This is a genomic window from Pseudoalteromonas sp. SWXJZ10B (assembly GCF_015864475.1).
Taxonomy (GTDB): Bacteria; Pseudomonadota; Gammaproteobacteria; order Enterobacterales; family Alteromonadaceae; genus Pseudoalteromonas; species Pseudoalteromonas arctica.
Map to the genome: position 1 here is coordinate 1 of NZ_JADYXD010000011.1, position 12595 is coordinate 12595.

11 protein-coding genes are annotated in these 12595 nt (G+C 37.9%); 7 read left to right on the forward strand and 4 right to left on the reverse strand.

Features of this window, described 5'->3' with window-relative positions; all coding sequences use genetic code 11:
• Positions 1 to 250 precede the first annotated feature (250 nt).
• Positions 251 to 1267 (reverse strand): nucleoid-associated protein YejK, encoded by a 1017-nt coding sequence (gene yejK, locus I6F54_RS11560; RefSeq protein WP_197120224.1) that lies wholly within the window; start codon positions 1265 to 1267, stop codon positions 251 to 253.
• Between the two features lie 62 nt (positions 1268 to 1329).
• Here yejK and I6F54_RS11565 point away from each other — a divergent pair, with 62 nt between their 5' ends.
• The 7 genes from I6F54_RS11565 (at position 1330) to I6F54_RS11595 (ending at position 7721) form a co-directional block, all read left to right on the forward strand.
• A complete protein-coding gene (locus tag I6F54_RS11565; protein WP_007375276.1) occupies positions 1330 to 1542 on the forward strand; it encodes a DUF1414 domain-containing protein in 213 nt (70 codons plus the stop codon).
• A 5-nt stretch (positions 1543 to 1547) separates the two neighbouring features.
• Complete coding sequence (locus I6F54_RS11570) at positions 1548 to 3044, forward strand: DUF3413 domain-containing protein (RefSeq protein ID WP_007585701.1); 1497 nt, start codon at positions 1548 to 1550, stop codon at positions 3042 to 3044.
• An 88-nt stretch (positions 3045 to 3132) separates the two neighbouring features.
• Positions 3133 to 3615 carry a DUF4124 domain-containing protein gene (locus I6F54_RS11575; protein WP_197120225.1) on the forward strand — a complete coding sequence of 161 codons (483 nt, stop codon included), beginning with the start codon at positions 3133 to 3135 and terminating at the stop codon, positions 3613 to 3615.
• 103 nt (positions 3616 to 3718) lie between these two features.
• Positions 3719 to 5437, forward strand: a complete 1719-nt coding sequence (aceK, locus tag I6F54_RS11580) for a bifunctional isocitrate dehydrogenase kinase/phosphatase (protein WP_197120226.1) — start codon at positions 3719 to 3721, stop codon at positions 5435 to 5437.
• Between the two features lie 16 nt (positions 5438 to 5453).
• The gene (locus I6F54_RS11585; protein WP_002961484.1) at positions 5454 to 6392 is read left to right on the forward strand and encodes a LysR family transcriptional regulator; all 939 of its coding nucleotides are present in this window, start codon (positions 5454 to 5456) and stop codon (positions 6390 to 6392) included.
• Between the two features lie 177 nt (positions 6393 to 6569).
• Positions 6570 to 7013 carry a ferritin-like domain-containing protein gene (locus I6F54_RS11590; RefSeq protein ID WP_007585695.1) on the forward strand — a complete coding sequence of 148 codons (444 nt, stop codon included), beginning with the start codon at positions 6570 to 6572 and terminating at the stop codon, positions 7011 to 7013.
• Between the two features lie 312 nt (positions 7014 to 7325).
• The gene (locus tag I6F54_RS11595; RefSeq protein ID WP_197120227.1) at positions 7326 to 7721 is read left to right on the forward strand and encodes an ExbD/TolR family protein; all 396 of its coding nucleotides are present in this window, start codon (positions 7326 to 7328) and stop codon (positions 7719 to 7721) included.
• A 72-nt stretch (positions 7722 to 7793) separates the two neighbouring features.
• Here the strand turns inward: I6F54_RS11595 and I6F54_RS11600 are convergent, their stop codons facing one another.
• From I6F54_RS11600 to I6F54_RS11610, 3 genes are read right to left on the reverse strand one after another with little or no spacing between them, the layout of a single operon-like run.
• Positions 7794 to 10829, reverse strand: a complete 3036-nt coding sequence (locus tag I6F54_RS11600) for a TonB-dependent receptor plug domain-containing protein (RefSeq protein ID WP_197141454.1) — start codon at positions 10827 to 10829, stop codon at positions 7794 to 7796.
• Positions 10830 to 10838: 9 nt separating this feature from the next.
• Positions 10839 to 11918, reverse strand: coding sequence for a FecR family protein (locus tag I6F54_RS11605; protein ID WP_007585689.1), 1080 nt, complete (start codon positions 11916 to 11918; stop codon positions 10839 to 10841).
• A complete protein-coding gene (locus tag I6F54_RS11610) occupies positions 11915 to 12481 on the reverse strand; it encodes an RNA polymerase sigma factor (protein WP_024594383.1) in 567 nt (188 codons plus the stop codon). The genes I6F54_RS11605 and I6F54_RS11610 overlap by 4 nt, the downstream gene beginning before the upstream one ends.
• Positions 12482 to 12595: the final 114 nt, after the last annotated feature.

The following is a 12595-nucleotide window of genomic DNA, read 5'->3' on the forward strand; positions in this document are numbered from 1 at the left end:
TTAAATCCAGAGAAAAAAGAAGCAATGCGGGCGGCATAAAATTTAATTTGATGCGACAACTAACTTGAAAAACTCCGGTCTTGCTAATAAAGCATGGCTTGTGTTTTCTCACTTACTCTTCTTTCACTTCTATTTTTGCAATAGATATTTTAGTAGCTTTGTTCCGATGCAACAAATTTAGATACCGGTATAAAAAAGCGCGATATAAATATCGCGCTCTTAAATCAACTTTCAACTCGCTCAAATGAGTTTACTCTTTTTCATTTTCCATAAAACGTTGTAGCTGATCTTTTAAGTTTGGCGGAATGCCTTTAATCACTAGTGTATCGGTTGCTTCGTTGTACGTTACGCGCTCACCTAAGTGTTTACGTTCAAAGCTTACACTTACACCACCACCAAGGCCTGAAAACTTAACCATACTGGTTACTGTTTTTTTATCAACGGGGAACGTTTCTTCCAAGTCATAGCTTTGCTCTTTACAAAAACTATCAAACGGGCTGTCATCGCCTTTTGTAAGCGTTGCTGAAAGATCGCTCACACTTGCATCTTCGCCTGTAGTTACGCAGTCATTGCAGTAATCAAATACTTGTTTACGTAAGTCGTCTTTTTCTGATTTATCAAACTGTTGCTCTGATAAATAATCCTCTACGGCACTAAGCATTACTTGGCTTTGCTGTTTTGAATCAATACCTTCTTCGCAGCCTAAAAAGTCTAAGAAAAAGTCAGCTACTTTACGACCCGCACGTCCTTTAATAAATGAAATATAACGATTATCTTCTGCTTGCGTATCCCACGCTGTTAAATCGATACGAGCAGCAAGTTGCATGCGAGATATATCTAAATGGCGAGAAGCCGCTAAATCTAGCTCTGAAGTCATAGAGTAATGCTCTTTAATGTTAATCATCGCAATTAACATGTAATCGGTAGCAACATACTGATAATGACAAAATACTAAATAGCCTGTTTCACTAAATGCATACTTATCAAGCTCTTCTTTTAAAACCGTTGAGGCTTGCTCGGTCATACGCCAAAAGCCTAGCTCATCGTTACGGTAGCTTTGCATTGCAGATGCTACAATGCTGTTTTTATCACCACTGAAAGCACAGTAACCTTTACCTGGCTTACCATTGTATGCATGATGTAATTGTTCGATAAAAACGGCTACTTTATCGTTAATTACCATCTCATCATTTCGAAGGTGAATTTGCGTATCGTCGTCTTTTTTGTCTACATAATGAACGACTAATTTTTTAACGTCTGTTGTCATCTTTGTTTTTCACGCCTCTAGTGTTAAAATACGAGAATATAACTATTTTATTGAACCAACTGATGCCAATCTTATCAAAATACTCTAATGAAGAAGTAGAACAAATCGTCGATCAGCTTATTGATGTGCTAACTAAACACAATGCGCCGGTAGATTTAAGCCTTATGTGTTTAGGAAATTCTATCACGCATATCTTAAAAGAGCATGTACCAACAGGGAAAAGACAAGCCGTAACTGAGAACTTTGCAAAAGCTCTATCACAGTCGGTTAAATAAACTCTATGAATTTATCGCAGCACAATCAGTTTTCATCAAAAGCGAGTCAGCTATTAAGCTGGGGCCATTGGTTTACTTTTGCCAATATTGGCTTGGCGCTATTTATTAGCTTAAGCTACTTATTTGCCGACTCGCCACCAACAAGCTTTATGGGCATTACTTATATGCTAGTAACGTGGTTAAGCCACACTAGTTTTATCGCCTTTTTAGCGTTTGTGCTGACGGTATTTCCGCTTAGTTTAATATTCCCCTACCCACGACATATACGAGGCATGGCGGCTGTTATAGCCACACTAGGCGCTTCACTGCTTACCCTTGATGCTTATGTTTACGTTAATTTGGGTTATCATCTAAGTATATCTGCCTTGCCTGAAATCATTTCATTGTTGTGGCATCGTTTAACCAGTTCACCTGCTTTAACAACCATTTTAGCCAGTGGGATTGTATTACTTATTTTAGGCTTTCAGCTACTTGTGAGTAATTACACATGGCAACACCTTGAGCGCTTAAAACAATATAAATTTGCACGTTACGCAATTTCATTTTTAATAGTGTGTTTTTCACTTAGTCACAGTATTCATATTTGGGCTGACGCAAATTTAAACTTTGACGTAACGAAGCAAGATAATGTACTACCACTGTCATACCCTACTACCGCTAAAAGTTTATTAGCTAAAAATGACCTGCTTGATATAGAAAGCTATAAGCAAGCACATAACGTAAAAATTAATAACCAAAACATTAGTTATCAAATGCCAAGCCCGCTTGATAAGTGCGAGGACTACACACAAGCCAATGTAGATATTTTTGTATTTGAAACCCAGCAACAACTCGCTAAATTTGTTGCCGATAATAAAAACTTACACAAAACAGAGCAGTTTTTACAGCCAACTAATCACGACGATATGCTATTTAGCTTAGTGTATGGTTTGCCAGCTTTTTATAAAGCAGCAATTTTAAGAGATCAAACTCTTCCCGCATGGCAAAGTCAGCGCCGCAGCATTGAAGTAACCGGCGTGGAAGAACTTAGTTTTATAAATGATCAAGCACATAGTTCTAGCGCAATTAGAGTTATTAAAAGTAGCGATAACGCCGTTGTACGAGATGATAAAACACAGGTTTTTGCTTTTAGTCTTGCCAATAACAAGCAAGAAGTAGTAACAACATCAACTTTATATAGCTCCGACAAACGTATTTCTAAAGTAGATGGACTTATTCAACCTAGCGATTTAATTGCAACAAGTGTTGGCCAATATTTAAATTGTAAAGCCATTGCTAAGCAAACAATGCTGGGCGTTAATTTATACAAGAAAAAAGATGATATGGGCGTTAACTACTCTCAGGGTGTCGTTATAGCCTATAAAAAAGATAGGATTACCTTAATAGATTCAGATGGTAACTTTAAAAACATCTCTGCCGCTGAAGGTTTTTCTATTGAACAAGGTTTAGATATACCATTTTTAGTGCAGAGTATTAAAAAGCTTAAAACCTTTACCCAATAACCGTTATCCTAACCTAGCTTGCTATACCACCAAGCTAGGTTATAGTTTTATATTGTTTTGTTAGATATAAAAATCAAGGACGGCATACATGTTTAAAACTTTTCGTAATACCATCCTCCACTCTAGCTTTTTACTTGTCAGTTTTTTTAGCTTTAGCGATACCACTTACTACAAATGCGTAACAGAAAAAGGCACAATCTTTTCTCAACTTCCCTGTGACGACGAAGCAACGACTTATAAAGTTAACACAACGGGTAATCAGTATTCAGGCCCAAAAGTTGATTACACTAAACAACTGAACGAACTTGAACGTGAAAGGCTTCTATCTGGCTTACAGGCAGAGTTACGCAGCAATAACCACAAACTCACAATACTTGATCGTAATAAGCAGCGTGCTGAATATAAACAACAAGAACGGTTAAATCATATTCTAGCCATTGATGATAAAAAGCGTATTACTAAAGACATTACTAAAAAACTAAAAATAATTAATAAAGAGTACAAAAAAGACGTATTGGTTATTACTAAACAAATTAAAATTCTCGAAAAAAAGATAGCTCAATACCAATAAATCACTCTTAATTAGCAAGTAATATTTATCTTGGTTTTAAACTTAAAATAACATACCCTTAACACAATAGAGTATAAGCTCTAGGGACTATTAAGGAGTGCAAATGCAGCCTCGCCATATTGCTGAATTAATTTTAACGGGTTTTAAAAGGCACTATCAGCTATTTCAAAAAACAACGGCCAAAGCCCCTCTCGCCTTTGCAAAAAAAGATTGGCAAGCAATTAATGATATCAGCCGTTTGCGTATCAGCTATTATGATGATCGTGTTAACGAAACCACACAAGCGCTAAAAAAAGAAACCCCAACAGAGCAACTAGATGAAAGCCTATGGCTCAAAGTTAAAAAGATATATCAGCATTTTTTATGTTTCCACCCTCAAGCAGAACTCGCCGAAACCTTTTATAACTCTGTATTTTGCCGGCTGTACCATAGGCGCTATTTTCATAATGACTTTATATTTGTAGAAGCAACCTTAAAAGATGCTCCTTCAGTACCTGTAGAAGCAGAATATAGGACATATTTTCCAGTAGTTGATGGCCTAAAGCCAACAATAAAGCGCATTATTAATCATTTTGATTTTAAAGCCCCATTTGTAAATTTAGAGCGTGATATTCGCCTTCTTGTTAAAGCTTTTTATAAACAAGCCCCCGATACACATCATCAACCTTGGCAAATGCGCTTTGATATTTTGCACACACCTTTTTACCGTAATAAAGCAGCTTATATAGTAGGACGTGTTGTTTCAAAAAGTGGGGTTCAGCCTTTTATAATCGCCGTATTACACGATGAAGATAACGGATTATATTTAGATGCACTTTTAACTAAATCGTCTCAAATGCGTGTCATTTTTGGCTTTGCCCGCGCCTACTTTATGGTAGAGACTCATGCGCCTTCAGCACTTGTCCGGTTTTTGAATCAGCTTATGCCAAACAAAACACTTGCTGAGCTCTATAATGCAGTGGGTTTTCACAAGCAGGGTAAAACTGAGTTTTATCGAGAGTTTTTAAATCACTTATCTCACTCAAGTGATGAGTTTACAATTGCACCGGGGACTCCCGGTATGGTGATGATGGTATTTACCCTCCCCTCATTTGGTTATGTTTTTAAAGTAATAAAAGACAAATTTGGTGAAAGTAAGCCCTTCGGCCGTGATACCGTATTAAAACGCTATCAACTGGTAAAAAATCATGATCGCGTTGGCAGAATGGCCGATACCATAGAGTATTCTAACGTCGTATTTCCTTTAGCGCGTTTTGATAGTAATTTACTTGCGCAATTACATAAAACAATTGGCTCATCAATGGTAATTGAGGGCGATTGGTTGATCATCAAGCATTTGTATATTGAACGACGCATGACACCACTCAATTTATTTTTAGAAAATGCTGATGAAGAAAGTGCCGCAGACGCGATTGAAGAATATGGGCAAGCTCTAAAAGAAATGATTGCCGTTAATATATTTCCTGGCGATATGCTCTTAAAAAACTTTGGTGTAAGTAAGCACAAACGTATTATTTTTTACGATTACGATGAAGTTCAATACCTAACAGATATGAACTTTAGAGCATTACCGAAAGCAAAGAGCTACGACGATTATTTAATGGATGAACAAAGTTACTCTGTTGCACCACAAGATGTATTCCCAGAGCAGTTATGTACATTTGTAATGCCTAATCCTATGTATAAAAAGTTTTTCCTCAGCACTCATCCAGAGCTTATAGATGTTAGCTTTTGGAAGCAGGCGCAACAAAATATAAAAAATGGGCAGGTAAGTCATATTTACCCATACCCGACAGCACAGCGGTTTATCCATCACTGGTAGACGCAAAGGACACACAATGAATATAAGTAAAATAGATTTAAATTTACTCGTTTATCTCGATACATTGCTTCGAGAATGCAATGTAACACGCGCTGCTAATCAATTGAGTATTACGCAGCCCGCAATGAGTAATGGCCTTAAACGTCTTCGTAACTTATTTAACGACCCTATTTTAGTTCGTACCAGCGATGGTATGGTCCCGACAGAGCGCGCTTTAGAGTTACAACCCGTTATTCGTGGCATATTAATGACGCTTGAAGAAACCCTAGCACCCAATAGAGAATTTGAGGCAAGCCAGAGTAAACGTGTATTTAGAATAATGGCCAGTGATTACGCTGCAAGTACGTTAGCGCCAAAGCTCTTAAGTAAACTACACGAAGAAGCCCCCGATACTACTTTAGATATACTCACACCAAGTGATGTAACCTTTCATGACGTAGAAAACGGCAAAGTAGATATGGCAATCAACCGCTTTGAAAACTTACCTCAGTCTTTTCATCATAAACGTATTTGGAAAGACAGTTTTTGCTGCTTAGTTAAGGCCGACAACCCTATTATTGAAAACTTTAGCCTCGACAGCTACTTAAAAGCGCGCCATATATGGGTGAGTAAAACAGGTTTTGGTGTAGGCGTGGGCATGGACCCTAAAGATGTGCAAAAACTTGGTTGGGTTGACGAAGCACTTGCCCACTTTGGTAAACATCGCAACATTGCCACTTTTACGCGTAACTACCATGTAGCGATTCATTTAGCTAAAGAGAAAAATTTGATTGCGACCCTTCCTTCAAAAGCCGCAAATATATACTTAGATGATCCGGGGCTTAAAATTTTAGAGCCACCGTTTCCAATTCCTCCTTTTGAGCTTGATATGATTTGGAGCCCACTGTTACATCGCGATGCGAGCCACATCTGGTTACGCCAAAAAGTCGCTGAAGTAGCTGAAGAGCTAAAATAACTTTATTACACAATATAATGTAAAAATTGCTAGGTTAATACTTTCCTCATTAACTTAGCCCCTCTCTGAAATGAAATTAAGCCAATAAAATCAAATGACTACATAAAAATAAAAACGTGGAACATACATTGCTTTTATTAAATTGAACTATACATTCATTTAATAAAAGAGGTCATTATGAACACCCATCAAGGATCAGAAGTAAATCATATTACTGACATCATTCAAGTTATGAACAGCGGCATCGATTTTTATCAAAAAGCACAGGAAAAAGTTGAAGACCCTGCTATTGGCGCACTTTTTCAGCGTATGATAGATGCCCGAAAAGTGAGTGTTGAGCGCTTGCAGCCATATGCAATTAATGAAAAAGGCGAACGCGAAGATGGTTCATCTTTCGCAGTTGAAGCACGACGTGCATACACAGCCTTACTTACTACATTCACCTCACATAACGACAGCACGTATGTAAAAGAGCTTGAAGAAGTAGAAGATAAAACGCTTGTAGAAATTAAAGCCGCTATGGATAAACCACAACCGGCTGATTGCGAAGCTGCACTGGCTAAAACATTATTAACAATGCAAAGCTGCCATGCAGAAATGAGCCGTATGCAAAAGCAGTAAGCTTACATAACGCATAAATACAACCCAGCCTAGCGCTGGGTTTTTTATTGCCTCTAATACCAATCTGCATAAATCTTTAAGCAATTTAACGAATTAAATCACACTATAACGATGCCATATAGACCCCATATAAGCAGATTGCTATAAACACCACCTTATTTCGCCACATTTTAAATACATAATGAATACAAATATTTAATGTTATTAGAATGTTTATTTAACCACGCTTTATTTTTGCTGTGCTAATTTTGTTAATAGGTACCTAAAACCTTGCTGTGGCGCCGCAGCATTTAATTAAAAATAAGGTCCAATATGAAAAGTAAACTAACTAAACTGCAAAATAATGTTGATGTAGATATGACCCCGATGTTAGACATAGTGTTCATATTACTAATTTTCTTTATTGTAACTACATCTTTTGTAAAACCTGTGGCTATTGAATTAAACCGACCACTCGACAGCCCTCAAATAGATAAGCCTGTTAAAAATGCTTTATTTAGAATTGATGAAAGTAACGGAGTATATTTTTCAGGGAGGTTAATTGATTTAGAGCAAGTTGCGACTAATTTAGCGATGTTCGCGGCTAAATATGAAATAAGTTCGGTACTTATAACCGCAGACGAAAACAGTACACATAATACTTTAATGAGTGTAATGAATAATATTAAGCAATACGATGATTATTCAATAAGTTTGATTTCTAAATAAAACAGCCCAATATAAAACCAAAAAAAGGGCCTTACGGCCCTTTGAGTTAAATAACGAAAGGGAGGTTAGTAATTAAAAACGGTATTCTGCGCCTACGTAGTAGTAAGCACCGTTAAATCCAAATGGAGCCGAACGACGTGAGTAGTCAAACACACCTGAGCTGCTTATTACTGTGTCGCCACTAGCATCCACAATAGTACCTGAGCGAGAGTTACCTATTTCGTTTTTATCTGGGTAAACATCAAACAAGTTATTTGCACCAATATTTACCGACAAATCTTCAGTAACGAAGTAGTTAACTTTAACGTCAGTTAAAATTTCTGCGCCATACGTTTGACGACCACCATCTTCTACTGTGTACTCACCAAAGCGATTAAGTGACAGGTTAACTGTCCAATCGTCACGTTGATAAAGCGCACTTAAGTTAATACGATCCTCTGGTTGCCACTCTTCAATAATAGAGATGTCTTCAGCTGAAAATATATCTTCTACGTTTACTGTCTCAAGGCTTGAGCCAGCAGGCGAAAATAACGATACAACATCTGTTTTAGTAAAGTTAGCTGCAAGTGTAAAATCAAGCGTGCCGCCTAAACCTTCAGTGTTCCACGTTGCTACAAAATCAACACCACGAGTTTCTGTATCAGCACCATTTAAGAAGAACTGACCTACGCCAGCACCCGCACTATTTAGTGCAGCATCAAGGCTTGTAGATAAACCTTTACCTAAGCGGTCACTAATTACAATACGGTCGTCAATATCAATTGAGTAGTAATCAACGGTTACATTAATATTATCTGTAACGTTATATACAATACCTAAACTACGGTTTTGTGATTTTTCTTCTTTAAGCTTTGGAATACCTAAGCTTTGCGCAAGTGTTGAATCATTTCTAAATGTACCAACCTCTTCTGCAACTAAATTACCATTAGTACCAACAACAAATTGCGTACTTACGTTATTAAAGTAAAGCTGCTGCATTGAAGGCGCTCTAAAACCTGAGCTTAATGCACCACGTAGTGAAATATCGTCGGTTACAGACCAGTTACCAGCAAGCTTAAAGTTTACTGTATCACCAAAGCCTTTGTAGTTATCGTAGCGAAGTGCACCCGATAAAATTACATCTTCAATCACATAAGCTTCTGCATCTACGTAAAATGAAATTACATCACGCGATTCATCAACTGATGACGCAGGAGCTGAACCACCAAAACCTTGTGAACCACCTGATGCATCTTCAGAGCCAACACCACCACTTAAGCCGTTGTAAATACTTACACCGTTGGTTGTATCGTAATCGCGGTATGCGTACTCATTACCTTCTAAAATGCGATATTCGTCAGTACGGATTTCTGCACCCATTGCTAAAGAATAATCATCAAAGTTTTGCGTAAAATCAATATTGATTGTTTGCAGTGATAATTCCATGCCGTAAGCGTACGCTTCACGTGGGATAGTTGTACGAATATCAGCAGCACTTAAACCTTGGTCATAACGTAAAAAGTTAGCGTATGAGGCATTGATAGTGTCACTTGTCGTGTAATCAATGCTGTTTTCACCATAGGTGTAAGATAAATCAAGGCTTGCATCGTTATCAAACTCAGTTTTATAACCAAAGTTGTACGAGATATCGTCGATAGTTGTATTAATTTTTGGTAAGAAACCTAGCGGAATCGTCGCATCATTATCTTGTAGTACTGGGTTACCACCTGCATTTGCATTATGACGGAAAAATGCAGCCGACTCATTTTCACGTGTTGAGTAAGTAATAAAGCCGTAAAGCTCGCCATCACCTAACTCGTAACCGGTATTAATTGTTAAACCAAACTGCTGAGAATCAGCATCACCAATTCTGAATGTATCACGATCGGCTGTCAGCTCACGCGGATCGCCAGCAAGTAAAGTACCGTCACTTAGTTCTGTACAACCATAAAACTGACAAGAGCCATGTAAACCTGCACGGTTAGTCGGTGCACGGTCACGGTAATTGATAGTTGTATTTAAATAACCGTCATCACCTAGCGCAAAGCCTTTATTAAAATCAAGGTTAATGGTTTCGCCATCGCCTTCAGAATATTGACCGTAGTTAATAGCCGCTTTGCCACCTTCGCTACCATCCTTAAGCACAATATTAATAACACCTGCAATTGCATCAGAACCATACTGAGCAGCAGCGCCATCACGTAGCACTTCAATGCGTTTAATTGCAGAGGCTGGTATTGCATTCATATCAGTGCCTGCGGTACCACGCCCAACAGAGCCATTAATATGAATAATACTTGCTTGGTGACGACGTTTGCCGTTAATTAACACCAATGTTTGATCGGGACCCAAACCGCGAAGTGTCGCAGGTCTTAAAGCATCAGTACCGTCACTAATTGCAGAGCTTGAAAAGTTAAATGAAGGGGCGATAGACTGTAGCATACGACCAACTTCTGTTTGGCCTGTATTTTCAAGCGCTTCTGCACTTAAGATATCTACTGGAACGGGTAAATCTTCAACTGAACGTCCTGCTACACGGCTACCGACAATAGCAATTTTTTCAATTTTTTCTTGAGCGACTTCTTCTGCTGCGTTTACACCTTGCGAATTTACTGCAAGTAAAGCTGGTAATACTGCTGCACTGACCGCTGAAAGCTTCATCATGTTGTTATCATTCCTGTTGATTTGTTTGAGTTTTATACTCAGTAAACCATTTTGATCAACAACCGCATCGAGCTCAGTCCCACCTAATAATGCCTCAAGAGCATCTAGCTGAGTGTAAAATCCATACACTGAATTTGCATCATACTGCTTTGCCAACTCATAAGAAAACACCACGGTTTGCTCTGTTTGTTTAGCATATTCAATTAAGGCTTTGTCTGCTCGCTGCGCTTTTATATCAAATTGCACCATTTGCCCAGTGGTTTGAGTTGCGGCTTGTACACTCAAGCTAAAAATAGCCGGTGCAAGTACACTCAATCCACTCAATAAATGCGTTTGGTTACTGCGCAACTTATATAAACAGCTGACAAACAAAAATCCTCTATTGTTTTGTTTCTTTTTTTTAATGTTTTTTTTACGTTCAATCTTTATTGATGCAACTTTATCTAACATTAGTTTGATTTGCATAACGTCTACTTATGATTCTGTATGGTGTTTTAGCGTTACTACGTGCTCACCTAAACGCTCATGATCAATAGAAAAATTAGTCTGTAAACTCTCTAGTAAACCTTCAACGTCACCTGCTTTAAATACCCCAGCTACTTTAATACTGGCGAGCTCGGCTGATGAAAGCTCAAAACGTGTGGCGGTATAGCGACTTACTTCATTTAAAGCATCGCTTAACTCTTCTCCATTAAAAATAAGCATGCCATTTTGCCATGCCAAATCGCGTTGTACGTCGTTCATTGAAAGCTGGGTAATTGGCTTTGTAACGCTTTGCTCTATAATTACTTTTTCGCCTGAGGTAACAATATTGGCATTAATTTGACGAATTTTTTGCGTGCTGTTATCTGCAAGTTGATAATCTTTAAAGTCATTTGCATCAACCGCTACACTAGGGTCGGTGATCATCACTTTGCCTTCGGTAACAACAAGCTCTAAATCTGACGAAGTATTGCGCTGTACATTAAAAACAGTACCCAGAGCGGTAAAACTTTTATCTCCCGCCATAACACTAAACGGGCGCGTAGCATCTTTTGCTACATTAAAACGCCCTTCTCCACGGCTTAGCAGTAACTGCCTACGACCTTTGCTGTACGCAACTTCTAGTAAGCTATTAGTATTAAGCTGCACTATAGTGCCGTCTGGCAATACATAGGTTGCTTGCTCGCCTACTTTTGTTTTGTAAATTTTAGTGTAGTTAACTTTTGCAAGCTCTTGGTTATAGCCGTTTTCTAAATTAATTAATAAGTAGCTGCATACCATTAGTGCCGCAAATAAACTCGCTGCAATTGAGTAAGAAAACATCCACTTATTTTTTGATGCTTTAGTATTGTTACGCTGAGGAAATAAATGACTTAATTCATTTAATACCGAAAGCTCATCCCAAAGTTGAGCAAGCTCGTATATAGAGTCTTGATGGGCGATGCTTTGCATCATCCATAATTTAAATTGCTCTTTTTCATCATCAGTTAAACCACGATCAATCGCGCTTATCCAATCACATGACTTTTCTAAAATTAAATCTTTTGAATTAAATTGATGAACATTACTCATTCTGCGACCCTCTTAACTGATATAGGGTGTGCTTGAGCTTTAGGATGCGTTTGAGAGCCTTGCTCATGTTCACGCATGTACAACATGGTTTGTAACAACCCTTTGGCAATGTGTTTTTCAACAGTGCTTTGGCTTAACTGCATTTGGTCTGCGATCTCTTTTTGGCTCATGCCGTAAACTTTTTTTAATATAAAGCATTTACGGATCGATGAGCTTAGTTGCTCAGTAGCTCTACAAAAAAGTAAAAAGCGCTCTTTAGATGTGTATTCATCTTCAAGCTTCATTGATTTAAGTAATACGGGTAATTCGTTATCGTTTTCTAACGAATCATTAAATTTGTTGTCCCACTTAGCTATATGGTTAAGTGCTAGGTGTTTTGCTGTTTTAAGCATGTAACTGCGGGTAAACTGGATGTCTTGTTTTAAATCAGCTTCATAGCTTTTTACAAAGGTTTCTTGCACAATATCTTCTACATCGTCGGGTTGAACAATGCGCGATACAAAACGTTTGAGCTGTTTAGATATATCAACAAATGTTGACGTGAATTTTACTTTTTTCGTCATCCTTAACATCCACCTGTTGTTATTTTTGTTGTTATTTTTATTACCAATAGATTACGAGTTTTTGATATAAAAACAAGCTCAAATGTTAATTCTGGGTTATTTAAATGGATAGGA

Excerpts from the sequence above, each read along its gene's own strand:
- yejK (WP_197120224.1), bottom strand. The coding sequence starts at position 1,267 with ATGACAACAGACGTTAAAAAATTAGTCGTTCATTATGTAGACAAAAAA.
- I6F54_RS11565 (WP_007375276.1), top strand. The coding sequence starts at position 1,330 with ATGCCAATCTTATCAAAATACTCTAATGAAGAAGTAGAACAAATCGTC.
- I6F54_RS11570 (WP_007585701.1), top strand. The coding sequence starts at position 1,548 with ATGAATTTATCGCAGCACAATCAGTTTTCATCAAAAGCGAGTCAGCTA.
- I6F54_RS11575 (WP_197120225.1), top strand. The coding sequence starts at position 3,133 with ATGTTTAAAACTTTTCGTAATACCATCCTCCACTCTAGCTTTTTACTT.
- aceK (WP_197120226.1), top strand. The coding sequence starts at position 3,719 with ATGCAGCCTCGCCATATTGCTGAATTAATTTTAACGGGTTTTAAAAGG.
- I6F54_RS11585 (WP_002961484.1), top strand. The coding sequence starts at position 5,454 with ATGAATATAAGTAAAATAGATTTAAATTTACTCGTTTATCTCGATACA.
- I6F54_RS11590 (WP_007585695.1), top strand. The coding sequence starts at position 6,570 with ATGAACACCCATCAAGGATCAGAAGTAAATCATATTACTGACATCATT.
- I6F54_RS11595 (WP_197120227.1), top strand. The coding sequence starts at position 7,326 with ATGAAAAGTAAACTAACTAAACTGCAAAATAATGTTGATGTAGATATG.
- I6F54_RS11600 (WP_197141454.1), bottom strand. The coding sequence starts at position 10,829 with ATGCAAATCAAACTAATGTTAGATAAAGTTGCATCAATAAAGATTGAA.
- I6F54_RS11605 (WP_007585689.1), bottom strand. The coding sequence starts at position 11,918 with ATGAGTAATGTTCATCAATTTAATTCAAAAGATTTAATTTTAGAAAAG.
- I6F54_RS11610 (WP_024594383.1), bottom strand. The coding sequence starts at position 12,481 with ATGACGAAAAAAGTAAAATTCACGTCAACATTTGTTGATATATCTAAA.